The 20,450-nt window shown below is 72.9% G+C and carries 19 protein-coding genes; 6 read left to right on the forward strand and 13 right to left on the reverse strand.

The features are described 5' to 3' along the window. Window positions 1-220: 220 nt before the first annotated feature. From ACH4DZ_RS41515 to ACH4DZ_RS41535, 5 genes are read right to left on the reverse strand one after another with little or no spacing between them, the layout of a single operon-like run. A complete protein-coding gene (locus tag ACH4DZ_RS41515) occupies window positions 221-472 on the reverse strand; it encodes a 4-oxalocrotonate tautomerase family protein (RefSeq protein WP_398294490.1) in 252 nt (83 codons plus the stop codon). A 10-nt stretch (window positions 473-482) separates the two neighbouring features. Next, a complete protein-coding gene (locus tag ACH4DZ_RS41520) occupies window positions 483-977 on the reverse strand; it encodes a cupin domain-containing protein (protein ID WP_398294492.1) in 495 nt (164 codons plus the stop codon). A gap of 11 nt (window positions 978-988) precedes the next feature. Beyond that, window positions 989-2,485, reverse strand: coding sequence for an MFS transporter (locus tag ACH4DZ_RS41525; RefSeq protein ID WP_398294494.1), 1,497 nt, complete (start codon window positions 2,483-2,485; stop codon window positions 989-991). Then, a complete protein-coding gene (locus ACH4DZ_RS41530; protein WP_398294496.1) occupies window positions 2,482-3,234 on the reverse strand; it encodes an HAD family hydrolase in 753 nt (250 codons plus the stop codon). The genes ACH4DZ_RS41525 and ACH4DZ_RS41530 overlap by 4 nt, the downstream gene beginning before the upstream one ends. Next, window positions 3,231-4,172, reverse strand: coding sequence for a pseudouridine-5'-phosphate glycosidase (locus ACH4DZ_RS41535; protein ID WP_398294498.1), 942 nt, complete (start codon window positions 4,170-4,172; stop codon window positions 3,231-3,233). The genes ACH4DZ_RS41530 and ACH4DZ_RS41535 overlap by 4 nt, the downstream gene beginning before the upstream one ends. A 186-nt stretch (window positions 4,173-4,358) precedes the next feature. On the opposite strand from ACH4DZ_RS41535, the gene ACH4DZ_RS41540 reads away from it, so the two are divergent. Next, window positions 4,359-5,969 (forward strand): hypothetical protein, encoded by a 1,611-nt coding sequence (locus ACH4DZ_RS41540; RefSeq protein WP_398294500.1) that lies wholly within the window; start codon window positions 4,359-4,361, stop codon window positions 5,967-5,969. A 77-nt stretch (window positions 5,970-6,046) separates the two neighbouring features. On the opposite strand, the gene ACH4DZ_RS41545 is transcribed toward ACH4DZ_RS41540, so the two are convergent. Beyond that, window positions 6,047-6,862, reverse strand: a complete 816-nt coding sequence (locus ACH4DZ_RS41545; RefSeq protein ID WP_398294502.1) for a hypothetical protein — start codon at window positions 6,860-6,862, stop codon at window positions 6,047-6,049. Between the two features lie 218 nt (window positions 6,863-7,080). On the opposite strand from ACH4DZ_RS41545, the gene ACH4DZ_RS41550 reads away from it, so the two are divergent. Both ACH4DZ_RS41550 and ACH4DZ_RS41555 read left to right on the forward strand, forming a co-directional pair. Next, a complete protein-coding gene (locus ACH4DZ_RS41550; RefSeq protein WP_398294504.1) occupies window positions 7,081-7,917 on the forward strand; it encodes an alpha/beta fold hydrolase in 837 nt (278 codons plus the stop codon). 22 nt (window positions 7,918-7,939) lie between these two features. Continuing rightward, window positions 7,940-8,473, forward strand: coding sequence for a TetR/AcrR family transcriptional regulator (locus ACH4DZ_RS41555; protein ID WP_398294586.1), 534 nt, complete (start codon window positions 7,940-7,942; stop codon window positions 8,471-8,473). Window positions 8,474-8,483: 10 nt separating this feature from the next. Here ACH4DZ_RS41555 and nhaA read toward each other — a convergent pair whose 3' ends face one another. The 6 genes from nhaA to ACH4DZ_RS41585 form a co-directional block, all read right to left on the reverse strand. Next, complete coding sequence (gene nhaA / locus ACH4DZ_RS41560; protein ID WP_398294588.1) at window positions 8,484-10,382, reverse strand: Na+/H+ antiporter NhaA; 1,899 nt, start codon at window positions 10,380-10,382, stop codon at window positions 8,484-8,486. Between the two features lie 64 nt (window positions 10,383-10,446). Next, on the reverse strand, window positions 10,447-11,787 hold the full coding sequence (locus ACH4DZ_RS41565; protein WP_398294506.1) for an SGNH/GDSL hydrolase family protein: 1,341 nt from the start codon (window positions 11,785-11,787) through the stop codon (window positions 10,447-10,449). A 183-nt stretch (window positions 11,788-11,970) separates the two neighbouring features. Next, window positions 11,971-12,759: an SAM-dependent methyltransferase gene (locus ACH4DZ_RS41570; protein WP_398294508.1), complete on the reverse strand. Its 789-nt coding sequence runs from the start codon at window positions 12,757-12,759 to the stop codon at window positions 11,971-11,973. Between the two features lie 66 nt (window positions 12,760-12,825). Further along, window positions 12,826-13,509 (reverse strand): phosphatase PAP2 family protein, encoded by a 684-nt coding sequence (locus tag ACH4DZ_RS41575; RefSeq protein WP_398294510.1) that lies wholly within the window; start codon window positions 13,507-13,509, stop codon window positions 12,826-12,828. A 68-nt stretch (window positions 13,510-13,577) separates the two neighbouring features. Next, window positions 13,578-14,510 (reverse strand): M56 family metallopeptidase, encoded by a 933-nt coding sequence (locus tag ACH4DZ_RS41580; RefSeq protein ID WP_398294512.1) that lies wholly within the window; start codon window positions 14,508-14,510, stop codon window positions 13,578-13,580. Window positions 14,511-14,665: 155 nt separating this feature from the next. Continuing rightward, window positions 14,666-15,205: a DUF5134 domain-containing protein gene (locus ACH4DZ_RS41585; protein ID WP_398294514.1), complete on the reverse strand. Its 540-nt coding sequence runs from the start codon at window positions 15,203-15,205 to the stop codon at window positions 14,666-14,668. A 195-nt stretch (window positions 15,206-15,400) separates the two neighbouring features. Between ACH4DZ_RS41585 and ACH4DZ_RS41590 the strand changes: the two genes are divergently transcribed. Together ACH4DZ_RS41590 and ACH4DZ_RS41595 are read left to right on the forward strand one after the other, a co-directional pair. Beyond that, window positions 15,401-17,128: an FUSC family protein gene (locus ACH4DZ_RS41590; protein ID WP_398294515.1), complete on the forward strand. Its 1,728-nt coding sequence runs from the start codon at window positions 15,401-15,403 to the stop codon at window positions 17,126-17,128. Further along, window positions 17,125-17,715, forward strand: coding sequence for a MarR family winged helix-turn-helix transcriptional regulator (locus ACH4DZ_RS41595; protein WP_398294517.1), 591 nt, complete (start codon window positions 17,125-17,127; stop codon window positions 17,713-17,715). Before ACH4DZ_RS41590 ends, ACH4DZ_RS41595 begins: the two co-directional genes overlap by 4 nt. A 113-nt stretch (window positions 17,716-17,828) precedes the next feature. Here ACH4DZ_RS41595 and ACH4DZ_RS41600 read toward each other — a convergent pair whose 3' ends face one another. Beyond that, window positions 17,829-18,881, reverse strand: coding sequence for a LacI family DNA-binding transcriptional regulator (locus ACH4DZ_RS41600; protein ID WP_398294519.1), 1,053 nt, complete (start codon window positions 18,879-18,881; stop codon window positions 17,829-17,831). Window positions 18,882-19,004: 123 nt separating this feature from the next. Between ACH4DZ_RS41600 and ACH4DZ_RS41605 the strand changes: the two genes are divergently transcribed. Next, a complete protein-coding gene (locus ACH4DZ_RS41605; RefSeq protein WP_398294521.1) occupies window positions 19,005-20,420 on the forward strand; it encodes an endo-1,4-beta-xylanase in 1,416 nt (471 codons plus the stop codon). The last annotated feature ends 30 nt before the right edge of the window (window positions 20,421-20,450 follow it).

Consider the following 20,450-nt stretch of genomic DNA (forward strand, 5'->3'; position numbering starts at 1 on the left):
GTGTCGCGGAGCGTAGTTCCCGCTCGCTTACCGGCCGGGCCAGGAGGCAGGGGTGCAGCCCCGCCTCCCGCGGTTGCGGGGAACTGCGCGACCGGCCCGCACCGGCCCGCGGCCGAAGTCCCCCCGGCCTCAGCGGCGTTCAAAAGCGGACGCGCAAGCGCACACGGCCGGGGGCCGACGGCGGAAACCGTCGGCCACCGGCCGTGTGCGTCCGTTGTTGTCAAGGGCGCCTCGACAGCGCGGGTTCGGCGTCCGGGGGCACCGGCGCACGGCCCGCCGGCTCCTCGACCGGCGTGTCGGCGAGGAGGCCGCCACGCCCCCAGTGATCCTGCTCGACATCCCGCACGAGCACGGTCACGACATCTCTCGGGCATCCCGCGATCCGGGCCACCGTCGTGGTCAACTCGTCCACGAGATCGGCTCGTTTCTGTCGGTCGTTGCCCTTCCACCAGTCCACGGTCACCACAGGCACGGTTCTCTCCTCATTCGTTTCGTTCGCCGAAGGATCTGTCGGGAGCTTTCTCAGGGGTGATGAGGCCCTCGTTCGCCGGGAACTGGTCGAATCTGCGCGCCAGTTCCTCCAGCGCCTCGGGCGTTGGCTCGGGCGACGAGTTCAGCAGATCGCCCAGTTCGCGGAAGTACCGCTCCCGGCCGCCGTCCGGGGTGAACATCACCAGCAGGGTGGCGGGCTCGGCACCGGGGTTCCCGAACGCGTGGTGGGTGCCGGGCGGCACCATCATGAACGTGCCAGGACCGGCGACGCGCCGCTCCGTGCCCAGGGTGAGCAGGACGTCGCCGCCCGCCACGTAGAACATCTCGGTCAGTTCGTTGTGGAAGTGCAGAGGTGCTCCGGGGGCGCGGGGCGGGAGCCGGTGTTCGGTGAGGCCGAAGCGGCCGGCCGTGTCGTCGCCGGTGACGAGGAAGGAGACGGGGGTGCCGCCGACGACCGCGGTGGGACCGGCTCCGGGCTCGATCACCCGGGGGAGCGTCACCGCTCGCCCCCGGCTTCGGTCCGGACGGTCGCCGTACGGGGTGACAGCGTCCGCAGTGCCACCGCCGCGGCGACCAGGGCGAGGAGGGCGGTCAGCGCGTAGGCCCGGCCGAACGCCCCGCCGGCGGGCGCGTCGCCGAGGACGAGGACCAGTACGGCCAGCCCCATCGCGCCACCCGTGTACTGCGTCGTCGTCAGTACGGCGGACGCGGTGCCCTGCTCGCTGTCCGGCACGTCCTGGGTACCCGCGATGTACATCCCCGCGAAGGCCATGCCCTGGCCCAGCCCGCTGACCAGCAGGCCGGGCAGTACGGCCGTCCAGTAGTCCGAGCCGCCCGTCCCGAGGCCCAGCAGGGCGAGGCCCGCCGCGCCGACCGCGAATCCGGTGGCGAGGGTGCGGCGGATGCCCCAGGGCCCGGCGAGCCGCCCGGTGACGAGGTTGCCCGCCACCACGCTCGACGCCAGCGGCAGGAAGGCGATACCGGCACCGAGCGGACCGTAGCCCCACACGTCCTGGAGGAAGAGGGTGATCAGGAAGAACTCGGCGCCGACGCTCGCCATGTAGAGCGCCGACATCGTGCTCGCGCCGGCCAGCGAGCGCACCCGCAGCAGGGCCGGCGGGATGAGCGGGGTGGCGGCCGGGCGCCGGTCGTACGCCGACCAGGCCGTGCCCAGTGCGACGGCCGCGGCGAGGCAGCCCAGGCAGGAGGCGGAGGCCCAGCCGTCGACCGCGGCCTGGGTGAGCGCCGCCACCAGGAAGAGCACGGCGCCGGTGAAGAGGGCGGCGCCGGGGAGGTTGAGGTGCCTGACCGAGGCCTTGGTCCGCGCGCCGGCCGGCAGCACCCGCAGCGCGAGGACGACGGTGAGCACGATGAGCGGCACGTTCACGAAGAAGACCCACCGCCAGGAGAGCGCCGCGGTCAGCACACCCCCGACCAGCACACCGGCCGCGAGTCCCACCGCGCCGATCGCGCCCCAGACGGCGAGCGCCCGGGAGCGGACGGGACCTGCCGGGAACGCGGCACCGATCAGGGCCAGCATGGCCGGGGTCAGGGCCGCGGCGCCGATGCCCTGGGCGGCCCGAAAGGCGACCAGCAGCCACTGGTCCCCGGCCAGTCCGGCCGCGAGCGAGCCGAGACCGAACAGGGCCAGCGCGCCGAGGAAGAGCCGGCGCGGCCCGGTCAGGTCGGCGGCCCGGCCCCCGACGACCAGGAAACTGGCGAAGAAGACGGCGTAGGCCGACACGACCCACTGGAGCCGCTCCGGAGCGAGGCCCAGGCCCGATCCGATGCTGGGCAGCGCCACGTAGATGATCGAGTAGTCGAGAGCCACCAGGAACTGGGCGATGGACAGGGCCAGCAGCGCGGCCACCATACGACCGCTGAACCGGGTGGACGCGGGAGTCGTGGACGCTGGAGTCGTGGAGGGTGAGGAGGCGGAGGGGGCGGAGGCGGAGGTCTCGGTGGAGGTGCGGGGCGTTTGGGCGGTGGTCATGACAGGGCTCCGGTCGGTTCCGGGCTGGTCCCGGTGAGGGCTCGGGTGGTGACGCGGGTCGTGGCTGGGGTCGTGACGCGGGCGGTGAGCGGTGTTCCGTGCAGGAGGACGTCGATCACCGAGGGGAAGTCGGCCACGACATGGTCGGCACCGGCGGCCTTGAGCGCCTCGGCGGTGTCGACGCCGTAGGAGACGGCCACGGTCCGCAGGGCCGCGGCACGGGCCATCGTCATGTCGGTGACGGTGTCGCCGACGTACCAGGACCGCGAGGCCTGTGCGCGGAGGTCGGCCAGGGCCCGCAGTGCCATGTCGGGGTGGGGCTTGCCGCGTTCGACCATGTTGTGGCAGACGACGGTGTCGAACCGGTTGAGGATGCCGGTGGCGTCCAGCAGCGCGTGGGCACTGGCGTAGATCTTGGAGGTGGCGATACCGAGTGGATGCCCTGCCGACCGCAGCCGGTCCAGCCCTTCGGTCACGCCCGGCAGCAGGAGCTCCGGCCCCCGGCTGAGGACGTCCGTGGTGAAGCGGCGGCGGTAGCGGGCGGCGGCCTCGGCGGTCACGGTGTCGTGGACGCACGTGCCCAACAGCCCCGCGAGAGAGGCCTCCAGCGGCTTTCCGACCGTGGCCAGCACCTCCGCGGGCAAGGGATCGGCGCCGAGACCGCGTACCACGTCACCGATCAGCTCGGCGATGGCGGACGGGGTGTCGGCGAGGGTGCCGTCGATGTCGAAGACGAACGCTGTGGTCATGCCGCGGTCACCTGCCCGTCCGGCACGGCGGTGGCGGCGTAGGCGACCGCGAGGTGTCCGGCGAGCCGGGCGGTACTGATCAGGACCTCGCGGTTGGCGGCGGCGGAACGGCCCTGGGTGGCCCGCGAGACGGCCTTCATCAGGTACGGGGTCGAGGCGGGACCGCGTACTCCGTCGTCCTCGGCGGCGCGCAGCGCTTCCTGGATGACACCCTCCATGAGGTCGCTGTCCAGGGCGTGTTCCTCGTCGATGGGCGCGGTGATCAGGGCACCGCCGGGCAGCCCGGCCGCCCAGTGCATCCGTACCGCGCGGGCGATGTCGCCCGGGTCGTCGATCCGCTGGGGGACGCGCAGGCCGCTGGAACGGCAGTAGAAGGCGGGGAAGTGGTCGAAGCGGTAGCCGATCACCGGAACGCCCAGCGTCTCCAGGTACTCCAGGGTCAGCCCCAGGTCCAGGATGCTCTTGGCGCCGGCACAGACCACGGCCACCTTGCTCCGCGTGAACTGCACGAGGTCGGCGGAGACGTCGAAGCTCTCACCCGCACCGCGGTGGACGCCGCCGATGCCCGCCGTGGAGAAGAACGGGATACCCGCGAGATCGGCGGCGACGATCGACGAGGCCACCGTGGTGGCGCCCAGGCCGCCACCGGCCAGTACGACGCCGACATCCCTGCTGGACACCTTGGGCACATCGGTGCCGACCGCGAAGCGCTCCATGTCGTCGGGGGACATGCCCACGGTGAACCGGCCGCCGTCCAGGCCGACGGTCGCCGGCACGGCACCCGACTCCCGGACCGCCTTCTCGATGGCGAGCGCGGTCTCCACGTTGCCCGGATAGGGCAGCCCGTGGGCGATCACCGTTGATTCCAGGGCGACAACGGGCCGGTTCTCGGCCAGCGCGTCACCTACTTCCTCACTTGTACGCAGCAAAGGGTGCACGAGGGGTCTCCTGAACGGTTCGTCGAACGGCGGTCGGGGGCGGAGGCGGTGCGTGCGGCCCGGGTGGCGCGGGAGCTTTCCGCCCTCCGGGTCACCCGGACTGTCCCGAATCCCGTTCCCGTTCCGTTCCCGCCCCGCGGCCGGCCGGTTTCCCGCGTTGTCGGTGCCGGGCGCTTGAATGGCGGCATGAACCTCCACGATGTCGCGCTGCGGCTGCCGGGCACCGCCGAAGTCCTCGACCGCTGCGGCTCGTTGGCGGTCCTGCACGCGGTCCTCGAACCGGATCCCGCCCACCGGGGCTGCACCCTCACCGCCGTCGAGGAGGGGTCGCAGACCGCCCGACTGCGGCACCCGGACGGCCGGTGGCTGAGCGTCGGCTTCTCCGGGGCCGGCGCCGGCGCCGAGGCCGGAGCGCTGCTGCACTGGCATCAGGAGCCGGGACAGGGGCGGCCCGGAGTGCTGGACGACGTCCCCAGGACGCTGTGGCGGATCCTGGAGGACGCCTCCTGCGCCTGCCTGGACAATCCGCCGCTGATGGCTGCCGCGATCTGGCGGGAGACGGGCGACGACACCTGGCGGGCGACCGACGACTCGGCTCCGGGGGCCGCTCCGTCCCTGCTCCGCTGTCTGACCGGCCGTTCTCCCGAGCGGGCCCGCCGGTTCGCGTTCAAGCACTACGGCACGCGCGCGGGTCGTGAGGCGGTCCGCCACCTGCTGGCTCTCCGGACGGATCGCGTGCCTGGTCTCGGGCGGGATCCCGGTACGGGTCTCGGGGCGGATCTCGGTATGAATCACGCGCCGGCCCTCGGCACGGACATCGGGCCGTCGGCCGACACGCCGACCGCGGCGCCGGCCGAGCGGGCGCTCTCGTCGGTCGAGCGAGCGCTCTCGCCGGTCGAGCGTCTGCCGTCGGTGGCCGCGCCCCGGCGGAGCGGTGAGCTGTTCCGCCGCCGTGACGCCTCCGGGCTGATCACCACCGCGGCCTTCCGGCACCGGGCCGGCCACGACCGGCAGCACTTCACCGACCTCGCCGCCGAGGTCGACGGCGACATGGTGGCGATCGGCGGCGGCGCGACCGCCGTGGACTCACCGCAGGGTGCCCTGCTCACCGCCTCGTACCCGGCGGACGACGGATCGGCCTGGCTGGCGTCGTCCAAGGACCACAACATCCCGCAGCCGCACCGGCTGACCGCCTTCGCGATCGGAATGAGGATCGACGGGGTCAGCCGTGAGCGGCTGGCCGGGGAACTGCTGAAGGTCGTCCGGACCCGGAGCGCGCACGCGGCGCACCCCTTCGCCTCCGCCCGCGTCCCGGAGGGGCGCACACTGATAGGCGGGGGTTTCCGCGTCAACTGGCGTGATCCCAGGGGCGGTCACACCGAGGGCAACCTCGCGACCGGCTCCTTCCCGAGGGCAGGAGGCGCCTGGACCGCGCGCTCCAAGGACCATCGGGTCTCCAGCCCCTGCACCATCGACGCGTACGCGGTCTGCCTGAAGTCCTCCTTCGTGGTCGACGGCGTCCGGTACACCGTCGATGTCTGGACGGACTTCGCCGAGAGCGACGGCGGCCCGGTGCCGCATCCGTCCGCCGCGCTGCCGCTCCCCGCGAGCGGTCACGTCCTGACCGGCATCGGCGCCGAGGCCCTCCCCGCCGAACCGGGCTCCCTGCTGTGGCGGTTGGAACCCACCACGGACGGTACGAGCCCCGGTGTCGGGTCGGGATCGAAGGACCACGGGGAACGGTCCCCCGGCACGTTGTGCGCATGGGCGCTGGGCATCCGCCTGATACGGAGCTGACCGGCGGGCACGCTCAAGGCCGCGCCGTCACCCGCCGCTGGACGCCGTCACCCGCTGCCGGTCGCCGTCACCTGCCGTCACTTGCCGAACAGGCCCGTGACGACGCCCACGATCCCGTCGAGGAGACCGCCGGAGGGTGTCCCGGTCGGCGAGGGTTCGGGCGAGGTGTCCGGGGGAGTGGAGTCGGCCGGACTCGGAGGCGTTGTCGGCTCCTGGGCCGTGTCGGGGGACGTGCCGGGCTGAACGGCGACCGCTTCGCCCTCGTCCGCGGGCACCACCCCGGCGTTGCTCGCCTTCGAGGACGGGCTCGCCGCGGACGGCTTGGCGGCCGAGGTGTCCCAGCCCTCCTTGCCCGAGGACGAACCGGCCCTCGCCTCCGCGGCCGGGGTTTCGGACGGCGGCCGGATCGCTGACCCCGCGGCGGTGGACGAGGGGCCGTCGGCGGTCGGTGCACCGGATTCCCGCCGCTCCGGCTGCCGCGCCTCGTCCACGCTCCGGTTCTGGCCGCTGCCTCCGAGCACGCCGGGTATCTGGAGCCAGGGCGCGGTGGAGTTGCCGTCGGCGATCGCCACGCCGAGCGTGGCGGCGGAGCACACGCACCCGGCGGCCACGAGCCAGCCCATCCGGCGCATCCGGCCGGCCCGCCGGCCGCTGGGATCGACGAATATCGGCGCACCGCCGACCGAGTCGGACCCCGATTGGTCGGCTCCCGACTGGTCGGCCCTCAACGAGTCGACCCCCGCGGAGTCCGACCCCGCGGAGTCCGACCCCGCCGAGTCCGACCCCCGCGAGTCCGACCCCAGCGACTCCGACCGGCTCTCCGTGCCGCGGTCCATGACGTCCGTACCGTGCTCCGAAGGTATGTGCCCTTCCCCGCCCGCCTTGCCTGTCATGCAACTGCCCTTTCACCGTGCTGTGGTTCGCGTGTCGTCGGCCTGCGCAAGTGATCCGTTGCCACCGCGGTGGGCGGATTGGTCCAAAGAGGAAAAATTTCCGCCGGATCGGTCCACGGGCTCGCCGTTGACAGGTTCGGCTAATGGCATTAGCTTTTAGCTAACAAGATTAGCCAACGGGTTGGTCGAGAGACCAGCCATCCGACCCGGGAGATGTCATGACCGAGAACCTCGCTGTCGACGGCGGCACGATCGCGTACGAGGTGGCGGGGTCCGGCCCGCTGATCGTGCTCGCGCACGGCATGGGCGACAGCCGCGCCGCCTACCGCGCGCTGATCCCGCGGCTGGTGGCGGCGGGCCATCGCGTCGCCGCCGTCGACCTGCGTGGCTGCGGCGAATCCAGTACCGACTGGCCCGCATGGAGCCGCACCGCGATCGCCGGTGACCTGCTCGCCCTGATCCGCCATCTCGGCGGCCCGGCCGTGCTCGTCGGCCACTCGGTCTCCGGCGGCGCCGCCACCATCGCCGCGGCGCAGGAGCCCTCCCTGATCACCGCGGTCGTCGAGCTGGCGCCGTTCACCCGCAAGCAGTCGGTCCGCCTCGGCGACCTGCGTCTCAAGCGCTACCGGCAGGGCATGCTGAGGCTGCTCGGTGCCGGTGTCTTCGGCAGCGTGGGGCAGTGGCGCTCGTACCTCGACGTGGCCTACCCCGGCACCAAGCCGGCCCACTGGGCGGAGCGGCTCGGCCACATCGACTCCCTGATGCGCGAGCCGGGCCGGATGAAGGCCATGCAGGGGATGGGCCGCAGCGCCCCGACCGACGCCGGCGCGCAGCTCGGCAACGTCCGCTGCCCGGTCCTGGTCGTGATGGGCACCCTCGACCCCGACTGGGCCGACCCGCGTGCCGAGGGTTCGGCGATCATCGGTGACCTGCCGGCCGGCCTCGGCCGTCTTGAGATGATCGAGGGCGCCGGACATTACCCGCACGACCAGTTCCCCGACGAGGTGCTTTCGCTCATGCTCGAATTCCTCCGCTCGGAGGCCACCCGTGCCTAGGGCCGGCCTGGACCCGGCGGCCGTGGTCGCGGCCGGGGCCGCCCTCGCCGACGAGGTGGGCTTCGCCGGGCTGACGATGCGTCTGCTGGCCGAGCGGCTCGGCGTGCGTACGCCGTCCCTGTACAAGCACGTGGGCGGCCAGGACGACCTCAACCGGCGTATCGCGGTCCTGGCCGTGAGCGAGGCCGCCGACGCCGTCGGGGGCGCGGTCCAGGGGTACGCGGGCCGCGACGCCCTGGCGGCAGCGGCGCGCGCCTTCCGCGCCTTCGTCGTGGAGCATCCGGGCCGGTACGCGGCGACGATCGGCGTGGAACCGACCGGCCCGGACGATCCGATGGCCGTCGCTGGCCTGCGGCTGCTCGGCGCGTTCACGGCGGTTCTGCGCGGTTACGAGATCCCGGAGGCCGAGGTGGACCACGCCCTGCGCATGCTCCGCAGTCTCTGCCACGGGTTCGCCACGCTGCAGGCGGGGGGCGGCTTCCAGTGGAGCGCCGACATCGACGAGAGCTTCGAGTGGCTGATCGCCTTCGCCGACCGGGGCCTGCGCGCGGTCTGAACGCACGGCGTCAGTTCTTCCGGCCCGTCCCCGTGAGCGAGGCCCGCTGCCGCGCGGCGCGCACCGCCGCGGACAGCGCGACGATGTCGTAGGCGCCGTGGTGACGGCGGCCGTTGACGAAGAACGTGGGCGTGCCCGACACCCCGCTGAGGTCGGCGGACTCCACGTCCGCGGCGACCCTGGCGGCGCCCGTACCGGCCCGGAGGTCGGCGCGGAAGCGGTCGGTGTCGAGGCCGATCTCCTCGGCATAGCGGAGCAGGTCCTTCGGCAGCAGGTCCCCCTGGTGCGCCATCAGCTGCTCGTGCATCTCCCAGTAGCTGCCCTGCCGGTCGGCGGCCTCGGCGGCCTCCGCGGCGAGCTGCGCACCCGGGTGCACGTCCGGGAGCGGCAGATGACGCCATACGTACCGTACGTCGCCGAAGCCGGCGAGCAGTTCGCGCACCACGGGCTCGGCCAGCCCGCAGTAGGGGCACTCGAAGTCCCCGTACTCCAGGAGCGTCACAGGTGCGTCCCGGGGGCCGCGCACATGGTCGCGGTCCATGTCGACGGGGTCGCTGAGGTCGACGATGCTCTGCCCCGTGCCCAGCAGGGCGCGGGCCCGGGACGGCGCGGAGAGGGCCCCGGTCACGCCGGTGACCAGCCAGGCGAGGAGGAACGAGCAGAGTACGGCGCCCAGGATGCCGATCTTCGCCTGCTCCAGCCGGTCGCCGTCGAAGGCGAGCGTGGCGATCAGCAGGGACACGGTGAAGCCCACCCCGGCCAGGGTGCCGCCCGCGGAGATGGCGCCCCAGCCGACCGGCGGATGCAGACGCCCCTTGCTGACACGTGTCGTGAGCCAGGTCGCGCCGATGATGCCGACCGGCTTGCCGAGCACGTAACCGAGGAGGATGCCGAGGGTGACCGGCGAGGTGAACGCGCCGGTCAGCTGGTCGGCGCTGAGGGTGATGCCGGCGTTGGCGAGGGCGAACAGCGGCACGATCACATAGCTGGTCCAGGGGTGGAGCATGCGCTGGAGCCGGTCGTTGGGGGAGAGCGTCGAGGCGATCTGGCGGCGTACGGTGCGTTCGAGTTCGGGGGTCGGCTGCTCGCGGAAGCGCCGGAACTGCCTGCTGGCCTGTTCCAGGTCGCCGCGTTCCGCCGGGCGCGCGTAGGTCAGCAGTCCCATCGCGAGGCCGGTCACCACCGGGTCCACCCCCGACTTCAGGAGCGCCACCCAGATCGCCACGCCCAGCACCCCGTACAGGGACGGCACCCGCATGCCGAGGGTGCGGCGCACCAGCAGGACGACGGCGAAGAGGCCGAGCGCGGTCAGCAGCGCGGGCAGGGAGACGGCTCCGCTGTACGCGAAGGCGATGACGGCCAGGGCCAGGAAGTCGTCGACGACGGCGACGGTGAGGATGAAGACCCGCAGGCTGCCGGGCAGCCTGTTCCCGAAGACGGCGAGCATGCCCAGCGCGAAGGCCGTGTCCGTGGACATGGCCGCGCCCCAGCCGTGCACGGAGTCCTCGCCCGCGTTGACCGCCAGATAGATCGCGACGGGTACGAGCATGCCGCTCAGCCCGGCGAGCAGCGGCAGGGTGATCCGCCGCCGTTCCCGCAGCTCGCCCATGTCGAACTCGCGGCGCGCCTCCAGGCCGACCACGAAGAAGAACAGCGTCATCAGCCCGCTGTTCAGCCACTCGCGCAGTTCGAGGGAGACTCCGCCCGATCCGACGCGGACCGACAACTCGGTCTCCCACAGGGACTCGTACGAGCCGGCGCCGGTGTTGGCCCAGACGAGCGCGGCGAGCGCGCCGACCAGCAGGACGGCGGCACTGCCGGTCTCCGTCCGCAGGAAGGCGCGCAGGGGGCTGCGGGGGGCGCTGCCGCACAGGGTCTGCAGCGAGGGCGGTGAGGTCTCGGATGGCACGGTCACTCCCTGATTCTGACCCCACTCATGATCCGGCACCCGACGGGGGCGCCGGTCAGCGACGTCAGCGGCGCGCGGCCGACGACAGAAGCATCGGCAGCGAGACGAAGTCGGCGAGCGCCCGCTGGCCCGCGATGTTGGCGTGGACGCCGTCGCCGGTGTCGTACGCCGGGTTGATGCTGTTGGGCTTCAGCGGGTCCTTGAGCACCTGGTCGAAGTCCGTCACGCCGTCGCACGTCCCGTCGCAGGTGTTGCCCTTCTTGACGTGGGTGCCGACGGCGTGGCGGTCGAGGTTGTTCTGGTCGGTGTAGCCGGGACGCGAGGTGATCGGCGTGACGTACACCTTGATCCCGGCGGCCCGCAGACGCTCGAACACCGCGTCGTAGCTCCGCAGGATCAGGTCGGCGTCACAGCCGTTGGCGAGGTCGTTCGTGCCGTAGTAGTAGAGGACCCCGGTCACCCCGTGCAGGGCGAGGACATCGCGGTCCAGCCGGGCCGCCGCGTCGAGACCCCGGATGCCGGCGGGATTGCGGGGGCAGTCGGCGGAACTGGTCGTGCCGGCGATGCCCGCGTTGGCGATCGCGAGCTGCCGGGTGCGGGGGAGTTCGGCGGTGACGCGGCGGGCGAGGTCGTCCGTCCACCGGTGATCGGTTCCCTCCGGCGTGCAGCCGGGTCCGCAGTCGGTGCTGCCGGTCCCGTCGACCACCGAGCTGCCGTACGCCACGATCGTGCCCTTGAGCTGCGGGTTGTGTACGTCGACCGCGCTGACCAGGTACGTGGAGCCGACGGTCTGCGTGTACGCGGAACCGCTCGCCTCGGCCGTGTGGTCGCCGGAGCCGGGCGCGGTCAGGTAGTTGGAGCGGAAGGCGCTGGTGTGCCGTCCCGGTGCGACCGTGCCGGACACGGAGAGGGAGACCGCGACGTCGTCCTGCGCACGGGTCTCCAGCGCCGCCGCGTCGCTCCACACCTCGCCGCCGGCCGGTACGACGACCTCGCGCCGCCCGTCGAAGGTGACGGCGAGGACGTCACCTTCTACCGCCGCGCCGGGTCCGTCGCTGTGGCCGACGGAGGCGGCGTCGACGGTGAGCGGGGTCGTGCCGAAGGTGTTCTGGATCCTGATCCGCAGAGCCCCGCCGCCCTGGCCGAGATGGGTGATCATGCGGACGGACTGATCGCGCAGGGGAGTCGGGGCGAGGTCCTGCTGCGACTGCGCCCAGGAAGTGAACCAGGCGCGTCCGGCCGGCGCCGCCGGGTGCCGGCCGCCCGGGTCGGACGCCGTGGCGGCGGCCGCGGTGGTGTCCGCCGTGGCGGCGGTGGTCGCGGAGACCGCCGACCCCGACGCCAGGAGCGTCAGGGCCAGGGCCAGAGCGGCGCTGCGCGGGGAGGGCGTACGGAAAGGGGGCATGGGGGGGGGTCCCTTCGGTGGCGTACGGTCCCGGCGTGCGGGCGGAACCGCCGGGACCGCGCAGGCTCTCGTCCCGTATGGCCTGCCCCTGGGGCGCCTGGGTCAGACGTGACGGCCGGTGCCAATTACCGGATCACGCCGGTCAGTTGCCGCCCGGCCCGGTCCGTACCGAAGGCCCCGCGGTCAAGAAGTGCGGGCCACGCCCGTGTAGATGCCGCTGCCCTCGGCCGCCTCCACCTTGCCGGAGGCGTCCCACTCCGTCGCCGTCACCAGGCCCGGCGGCACGAGATCGAGGCCGTCGAAGAAGCGTTCCACCTCCGCGCGGGTGCGGAAACCGAGCTGGATGCCGCCCTTGGCGTACTCGGCGGTGACCTGGGCCGCCAGTTCCGGATACAGGTCGGAGGCGGCGTGCGACAGCACCAGATAGCTGCCCGGCGGGAGCGTGGCGACCAGGTCGCGGACGATGGAGTGGGCGTCCTGCTCGTCGGGGACGAAGTGCATCAGCGCGATCAGCGACAGCGCGATGGGACGGCTGAAGTCCAGGACGCGCCGGGCGTGTTCGACGATCGCCTCCGGCTGCCGCACATCGGCCTCGATGTAGTCGGTGACTCCGCCGGGACGGCTGACCAGCAGCGCCTCGGCGTGACGCAGCACGATCGGGTCGTTGTCGGTGTAGACGACCTTCGCCGTCGGCACGATGTCCTGGACGATCTGATGGAGGTTGGGCTCGGTGGGGATGCCCGTACCGATGTCCAGGAACTGGTCGACGCCCTGGGCGGCGAGCCAGGCGGCCGCCCGGTGCATGAACTGCCGGTTCTGCCGGGCCGCGTCCTTGGCCTCGGGCGGCAGCTTCTCGCCCACCGCCTCGTCGACGGGGTAGTTGTCCTTGCCGCCCAGCAGCCAGTCATAGACACGCGCGGGATGCGCCTTGTCGGTAACGATCTGCGAGAACCGCTGTGGGCCGGTCGACATGACAAGCAACTCCATCGCGCCAATGAACGGGTTGGATCAACTATTCGATCACGCCAGTGGAGTACATCATGTGCTACGCGCGGGAGGGAAGCGCCGGGCGTACGAGACCATCGCCAGTGCCACCGCCGACGCGCCCAGGAGCCAGCCGCCGAGCACGTCCGACGACCAGTGCACACCCAGCCAGATCCGGGTGAACCCCACACCGACGACGGACACCACCGACACGGCCAGCGCGATACGCCACAGGACGCGCCGGGCGCCGTACAGGCGCATGACCCACAGCAGCAGGCCGCACGCCACCGTGGCCGTCATGGCGTGCCCGGAGGGGAAGGCGGCGAAGTGGGCGGAGTCCACCGGGTCGGGCCACACGGGGCGTTCGCGGTCGACGGCCGCCTTGATCCCCTGTGAGAGGAGCGCGGCGAGGAGGCAGGTGGCCGTCAGCCACAGCGCGAGCCACCACGCGCCGTGGTGCAGTACCAGCCGGAGCACGGTGACGGCGATCAGGGCCCGCATCGTCCAGGGGTCCCACACCCAGTCGGTGAGGACGCGGAACGCCTGGGTCAGGTCCGGGTCGTCGACCGCCCACCGGTGGGTGGTGCGGGCGATGTCGCCGTCGAGGGCCATGAGCGGGTCCCAGGAGGCCGCGACCAGGACGAGCAGCAGCACGGTGGGCAGAGCGAGAGCCATGGCAACGCGCAGGGCGATCCCGGGGCCGGTCGCGTGGGGCGGCGAGTCGACGGGAGAGTGCATACCCCGATCCTCCCCGACGGGCGGGGCCCGGGGCGAACCCGGGGGTTTCCCGCGTGTACCGGTTCCGTCTACCCCAGTGCCCGCAGCCCCGGCCCGAAGGCCACCAGGACCGGGATCACCGGCGCCAGCGCAGCCGCCGCGGTGAGCTTCAGCCGGCGGGTGGGCGGGAGGCGGTCCGGGGGAGTGAGCAGCCGGTGGACCCGCTGCGGGACGTGCGCCTGCGGGGTCGGGCAGGGGCCGAACACACCGCGGTCCTCGTTGAGTTCCACCAGCGCGAGGGCGGTCGTCAGCCGGCCGAACCGGCGTGACGCCATGTCGTCGGCGGCGAGTTCGACCAGCCGGTGCATCTCGTCGCGGAACGCCGCGAACACCGGGACCTGCGGAAAGCCGCCCGCCAGCGCCGCCGAGGAGTGCAGCAGCCAGTCGTGCCTGGCGCGCGCGTGCCCCTGCTCATGGGCGAGCACGGCGTCCAGCTGCTCTCCCTTGAGGCGGCGCAACGCGGCGGTGGTGATGACCAGTTGGGGCGCGGCGCCGGGCAGCCACCAGGCATCGGGACGTTCCCCCTCCAGGACGACCAGCCGCTCACCGCCCGGCTCCTCACCGGGCAACAGCGGTGCGCGCAGAAGGAGTTCGGCACGTCGGCGACTCCGTCGGGCCGCGGCCCGACGGATCTCACGGGCCAGCATGGCTGCGCTCCACACGCCGCCGAGTGCCAGCGTCACCGCCGTCGCCGCGGCCCAGGGGCCTCCGGCGAGCGCGTAGGCCTCCACCACGGCGTGCGGGGCGGGGGCGAAGAGCCTGCCGCGTACCGCCTGCCAGGCGGCGGCCGCGCTGAGCGCCATCGACAGCGCGCAGCAGAGCAGGACGGCCACCACCACGCACTGCCACGCCCACAGGGCGATCACAGGTTCGCGGTCCTGCCATTTCGCCCGCGCGAGCAGCCGCGGAGCGAGAACGGCGGCCAGGGCGCCGAGCAGCAACAGTGCCGCGGGGACCATCATGGACGCAGCCTATGAGCGCGGCGGCGCCGCCGGATACGGCCGGTCGCGGCAAGTGACGCAGACCACGGTTGCGTACAGGCGTGAATCCTCCCAGAGCGTGCCCCCAGAGCGTCTCCCGAGAGGGTCCCCTCACAGGGTGTCGTCAGAGGGTGTCCTCAGAGAGTGAGAAGCATCGCCAGCATTCCGATGCCCATGGAGAGTCGGCAGGCCCGCGCCAGCTCCAGCCGGTCGCCCCAGCCGGGCCCACCCAGGTCTCCCGCCGGAGCGCCGGCCGCGACCGGTACGAGCCGTGTCCCGGTCCACAGCACGTACGCCGTGAAGTACAGGAGCAGCACCCCGGTCAGGACGGGAATCCCGGCATGTGTCCCGCTCGCCGCCGTCGCGGCCATGTAGACCATGGCGAAGGCACCCACCAGGTGGTGCAGATGGTGGGCGCTGCTCCGCGCCGCCCACAGGGCGCGCAGCGCCGCCGCCCCGAACACGGCCGCGTAGACGGCCCAGGCCCAGCGCGGCAGCGCCGGTACCGCCGCGGGCACCGCCATCGCGGCCATGCCGAAGCCCATCAGCGCCTCGCCGCCCGCGGTGCGGCGCTGCTCCTCGACCTTGCTGCGCATACGAAGCAGGCAGTAGGCCCCGGTCGCCGTGCACAGCGCGACGAGCAGCCAACCGGACGATCCCGCCCCCGGTCCGTGCACCGCGCACCTCCCCGCTCGACGGTGTCGGACAGTCCGGTCGAAGTGATGCCCCGGCCGGGCGGCGTGCAAGCGGAGGCAGGCGGGCGCAAGCGAGCGCAACGGCGTACATGGGGAGCGTGCGGGGGGTGCGCGGCAGATCCGGGCTCCGGCCGTCCCGAATCTTTTATGAGTAAAACACCTGCTAACCTTGTGGGTATGAGCAGTGTCCGTCCCCGCCACCGCGCCACCCCCGTCCGCCGACTGCCCCTCGTGGGCGTCCTGCGCCTCGACCGCCCCTCCGACATCTGGTTCAAGCCCGCGCTGAGCGTGGTCGTCGCGGTCGGGGTGCCGAACCTGACGCTGCTGGCGCTGGGCCGGCTGGACCTCGCCCTGTACTCCATGGCCGGCTCGCTCTGCGCGCTCTACGCCCACAACCTGCCGTACGCGGCCCGCGGCCGTGTCCTCGCCCGGGTCGTCCTCGGCATGCTCGCCTCGGTCGCGGTCGCCCTGGTCACGGCCTCGCTCACGTCCTCCGCCGTGGTCCTGGTCGCCGTCGGCGCGCTGCTCGCCGCCGCGCACAAGGCAGTGTGCGACCTGACGCGGATCGGCCCGCCCGGGCCGGTGATCTTCTCCTTCATCAGCTCCGCCTCGCTCTTCGCGCCCCAGACGCTCGGCCAGGTCCCCGGTCATCTCGCCCTCGCCGCCGCGGCGGGCGCCTGGGCCTGGCTCGTCGGTATGGCGCCGGGCCTCGTGCGCCCGCACGGACCCGAGCGCCGGGCCACGGCCCGCGCCCTGAACGCCGCTGCCGGATACGTGACCGCGTACGAGCCGGTGTCCGCCTCCGGCGTACGCGGCGAGGCGGGCCACGAGCGGGCCCGCGTCGCCGCTGCCGCCGCCGTGCACGCCGCCTGGCAGTCGCTCCTGGCCGGCGGGGCGCGCCCGGAGCCCCGCCGCACGCTCGAACGGCTCGTCGTGCGGGCCGAGGTCGCGCTCGCGGCTCCCGCCGACGCGGACCCCGCCCGGCTGCGCTCCTGGGCGCGCGATCTGCGCGGCACGCAACCCGTACCCCGTGTGGCGTCCGGACGGGACGCCGATGAACTGCTCGGCGTGGAGGTCGAGTTGCTGGAGGCCGGACCGGCTGCCGGGAAGAGCGACGAGAGAGGGTGGACCGGCAGGCTGGGCCCCCTCCTCCCGCTCGCCCTGCGCACCGCTCTCGGCTGCGCCCTCGCCGGTTACGTGTCCCTGGCGCTCGGCGTCGGCCGCCCGTACTGGGCCCTGGTCACCGCGGCCTCGCTCTACCAGGCGAACCTCACGCTGACCTGGAGCCGAGGGGTCCAGCGCGTCGTCGGCAACCTGGTCGGCGTCCTCCTCTTCGCGGCCGTCGCCCCGCTCGCCCACCTCGGCCCCGCCGCCCTGGTCCTGTGCTGCCTCGCCTTCAACTTCGGCGCGGAGGCACTGATCACCCGCAACTACTGGCTCGGCAGCATCTGCGTGACCCCGATGGCTCTGCTGATCACCGAGTTCACGGGCTTCCAGGAGCCCGGCGGGCTGATGACGGACCGGGTCGTGGACACGCTGGTCGGCGCGGCCGTCGGTTTCGTGACCGCGGTCGCCGTCACCAACCGGCGCGCAGGCGACCGCGTCGAGGACGCTCTCGACACCGTGGAGCGCGCCCGCGAGTACGCGGCACGGCTGGCCGCCGCCGAGTGGCCCGGCCCCGGCCCGGGTCCCGGTCCAGGCCCCGGCGCCCTGGAGGCCGCCCGCCGACGCCTGGCCGCCGCACTCGTCGAGCTGCGTGCCACGGCCGACGCGGCGGCCGGCGAGTGGTGGCAGCGCGCCCTGCCGCAGGAGCGGGTGATGCTGGCGGAGCAGGCCGGACACCGTACGCTCGCGGCGACGGTACGACGGCAGGGACCGCACGTTCTGGAGGACGCAGAGGCATGACGGCAGCGAACGGTCGGAGGGCGGTCGGCGCCGACACCGCCGGTGGCGGGCCGCACGGGGGTGCCAAGGCGGGACGGCCGGTCCCGGGCGACACGGTCGCCGCGGTGGTCCGGCAGTGGCGGACGGTCCATCCCGAGCTCGACACCGGACCCATGGAGGTCATCGGCCGTATCAACCGGTGTGCCGCGCTCCTGCAGCAGGCCGAGGACGCGCCGCTGCGGCACGCCGGACTCACCCGCCCCGAGTTCGACCTCCTCGGCGCACTGCGCCGCACGGGCCTCGAACTGACACCGGGCGAGCTGGCCCGGGAGACCTTCTCCTCCGGCGCCGCCGTCACCAAGCGGCTCAAGCAGCTGGCCGAGCGTGGTCTCGTCGAGCGGCGCGGCGACACCCGTGACCGCCGCGTCGCCCATGTCCGCCTCACGGACGCCGGCCGCGCCCTCGTCGACGGCATCCTCCCCGAACAGCTCTCGTACGAGACGACGGTCCTGTCCGGCCTCGACGACACCGGCCAACGCGAACTCGCGGTCCTGCTCGGCGACCTCCTGGTCCAACTGGAGGGCCGCCTGGGCGCCCCACGCGCCTGACCTCTCTCGCTCACCGCTGCCGGGCAGGCGCCCTCAAGGGGCGCGGGGAACGGCGCGACAGGCCCCCACCGGCCCGCACTGTGAAACACTCCACGCCCGGGAAGGCCGCGCCGTCAGGACCGTGGCGCCGTGCTGGACCGTACGACCAGTTCCGTGGCCAGCTCCACCCGGGGCGAGTCAGGGTGTTCGCCCCGGGTGAGCCTCAGAACCGTGCGGACCGCGAGTTTGCCCATCTCCGCGAGGGGCTGGCGGACCGTCGTGAGCGGCGGAGCCGACCAGCGGACTTCCGGAAGGTCGTCGAAACCCACCACACTCATGTCCTCCGGGACGCGCAGCCCGCGCCGGCGCAACGCCTCGACGGCCCCCATCGCCATCTGGTCGCTCGCCGCGAAGAGGGCCGTGGGCGGCCGGTCGAGGTCCAGAAGAGCGGCGCAGCCGGCGAACCCGGACTCGGGGTAGAAGTCCCCGGGCACGATCAGCGACTCGTCGACGGCGATCCCCGCCCGGTCCAGGGCAGCGCGGTAGCCGTCCAGGCGGGCCCGCGAGCAGAGCAGCCTGGGCGGCCCCGCCACGAACCCGATCCTGCGGTGACCGAGCCGCACCAGATGCTCGGTGGCGGCCATCCCGCCGGCCCAGTTGGTGACCCCCACCGTGGGCGCGTCCAGGGCGGGGGAGCCCGCCGGATCGACCACCACGAGCGGGACCCCGAGACGGCGCAGTTCCTCGTGGAGGACGGGTTCCAGGACTGACGTGACCAGGATGACGCCGTCCGAGGCGCGCGCCCGCAGATTGGTCATCCACCGGCGGGCGTCCCCCGATCGTCCGTGGATCGCGGAGACGACCGTCCCGACGCCCGCCGCGTGCGCCACCTCCTCCACGCCCCGGATGATCTCCACCGCCCAGGGGCTGTCGAGGTCGTCGAAGACCAGGTCGATCAGCGCGGCCCGCACCCGCGCGCCGGGCGGCCGTCTGCGGTAGCCGTGCAGATGCAGCAGGTCCTCCACCCGGGCGCGCGTGCCCGGCGCCACGTCCGACCGGCCGTTGACCACCCGCGACACGGTCGGTACGGAGACCCCCGCCTCCCGGGCGATCTCCGTGATCGTGACCTTGCCCCGGCCCTCCCGAGCCCTGCCGTCCCCGGCGTCCCCGGTGTCCTCCTCGGTCAACTGCCCCACCTCCGTTGACGGTCACCCCGTACGCCTCTACCGTTCCGGACGCACTCTCGAAACTTTGCAGAGGTCTTCCGGAAATTCCGGAAGCGACGTGAAGCCATCATGAGAGGGACGTCCATGAAGCCCCAGAGCTTACGGAGAGCCGCGTCCGCGATCCTGGCCGCGGCCTCGCTCGTGGTCGGGGGAGCCCCCTCCGGTCACGCCGCCGGCCCCGAACCGGCCGCCACGAACCGCCAGGCCGCCGCCGAGCCCGTACTGCGGGATCTCGCCGCCGCCAAGGGCATCTACTACGGGACGGCCGTCACGGCCTCCAAGCTCAACGGCACCTACGGCACGATCACCGGCGAACAGTTCGACTCCATCACGCCGGGCAACGAGATGAAGTGGGGCTCGGTCGAGGCGACCCGCGGCAGCTTCAACTGGTCCGGCGCCGACGCCGTGGTCGCCTTCGCCGAGGCCCACGCCCAGAAGGTCCGCGGCCACACCCTGGTCTGGCACAGCCAACTCCCCGACTGGGTCAGCAACGGCACCTGGACCGCCGACACCCTGCGGACCGTGATGACCGACCACATCGCCACCGAGGCGGGCCGCTACCAGGGCCGCATCGACCACTGGGACGTCGTCAACGAGCCGTTCAACGAGGACGGTACGCGCAGGCAGTCGGTCTTCCAGTCGGCGATCGGCGACTCGTACATAGCCGACGCGCTGCGGGCCGCCCGCGCCGCCGACCCGGCCGCGAAGCTGTACGTCAACGACTACAACGTCGAGGGCGTCAACGCGAAGAGCACCGCGCTCTACAACCTCGTCAAGTCGCTCAAGGAGCAGGGCGTCCCGATCGACGGCGTGGGACTGCAGGCCCACCTGATCCTCGGGCAGGTGCCGTCCACGCTCCAGGCCAACATCCAGCGCTTCGCCGACCTCGGCGTGGACGTCGCGATCACCGAACTCGACATCCGTATGACCGTCCCGCCCACGACCGCCCAACTCGCCCAGCAGAAGGCCGAGTACAAGGCGGTCACCGCCGCCTGCGTCGCCGTGGCGCGCTGCGAGGGCATCACCGTCTGGGGGTTCACCGACTCCGACTCATGGATCCCGGACGTGTTCACCGGGTACGGCGCGGCGACCCCGTACGACGAGAACTTCCAGCCCAAGCCCGCCTATTACGGCATCGCCGAGGCGCTCGGCTGGGTGGACGACGGTACGCCCGAGCCGGTGGGAGCCTGCGCGGTCGCGTACGCCGTGCAGAGCCAGTGGAACACCGGCTTCACCGCGCAGGTGACGGTCAGGAACACGAGCACCACCGCCGTCGACGGCTGGCGGCTGGCGTGGAGCTGGCCCGCCGGGCAGAGCGTGACGCAGGCGTGGAACGCGACCGTCACCCAGTCCGGCTCGGCCGTCACCGCCGCCAACGCGAGCTACAACGCGGCCATCGCACCGGGCGCCGCCGTCACCTTCGGCTTCAACGGCTCCTGGTCCGGCGGCAACACCGCGCCCACGGCCTTCACCCTCAACGGGACGGCCTGCACCACATGACGACCTGCACCGCGTGACGGCCCGCACCAC

It is taken from the genome of Streptomyces sp. NPDC017991 (genome assembly GCF_044328075.1).
Taxonomy (GTDB): domain Bacteria; phylum Actinomycetota; class Actinomycetes; order Streptomycetales; family Streptomycetaceae; genus Streptomyces.

Coding starts and splice junctions, on each gene's coding strand:
- ACH4DZ_RS41525 (WP_398294494.1), bottom strand. CDS start 2,485: ATGACCACCGCCCAAACGCCCCGCACCTCCACCGAGACCTCCGCCTCC.
- ACH4DZ_RS41530 (WP_398294496.1), bottom strand. CDS start 3,234: ATGACCACAGCGTTCGTCTTCGACATCGACGGCACCCTCGCCGACACC.
- ACH4DZ_RS41540 (WP_398294500.1), top strand. CDS start 4,359: ATGAACCTCCACGATGTCGCGCTGCGGCTGCCGGGCACCGCCGAAGTC.
- ACH4DZ_RS41545 (WP_398294502.1), bottom strand. CDS start 6,862: ATGACAGGCAAGGCGGGCGGGGAAGGGCACATACCTTCGGAGCACGGT.
- ACH4DZ_RS41550 (WP_398294504.1), top strand. CDS start 7,081: ATGACCGAGAACCTCGCTGTCGACGGCGGCACGATCGCGTACGAGGTG.
- ACH4DZ_RS41565 (WP_398294506.1), bottom strand. CDS start 11,787: ATGCCCCCTTTCCGTACGCCCTCCCCGCGCAGCGCCGCTCTGGCCCTG.
- ACH4DZ_RS41570 (WP_398294508.1), bottom strand. CDS start 12,759: ATGTCGACCGGCCCACAGCGGTTCTCGCAGATCGTTACCGACAAGGCG.
- ACH4DZ_RS41575 (WP_398294510.1), bottom strand. CDS start 13,509: ATGCACTCTCCCGTCGACTCGCCGCCCCACGCGACCGGCCCCGGGATC.
- ACH4DZ_RS41580 (WP_398294512.1), bottom strand. CDS start 14,510: ATGATGGTCCCCGCGGCACTGTTGCTGCTCGGCGCCCTGGCCGCCGTT.
- ACH4DZ_RS41590 (WP_398294515.1), top strand. CDS start 15,401: ATGAGCAGTGTCCGTCCCCGCCACCGCGCCACCCCCGTCCGCCGACTG.
- ACH4DZ_RS41595 (WP_398294517.1), top strand. CDS start 17,125: ATGACGGCAGCGAACGGTCGGAGGGCGGTCGGCGCCGACACCGCCGGT.
- ACH4DZ_RS41605 (WP_398294521.1), top strand. CDS start 19,005: ATGAAGCCCCAGAGCTTACGGAGAGCCGCGTCCGCGATCCTGGCCGCG.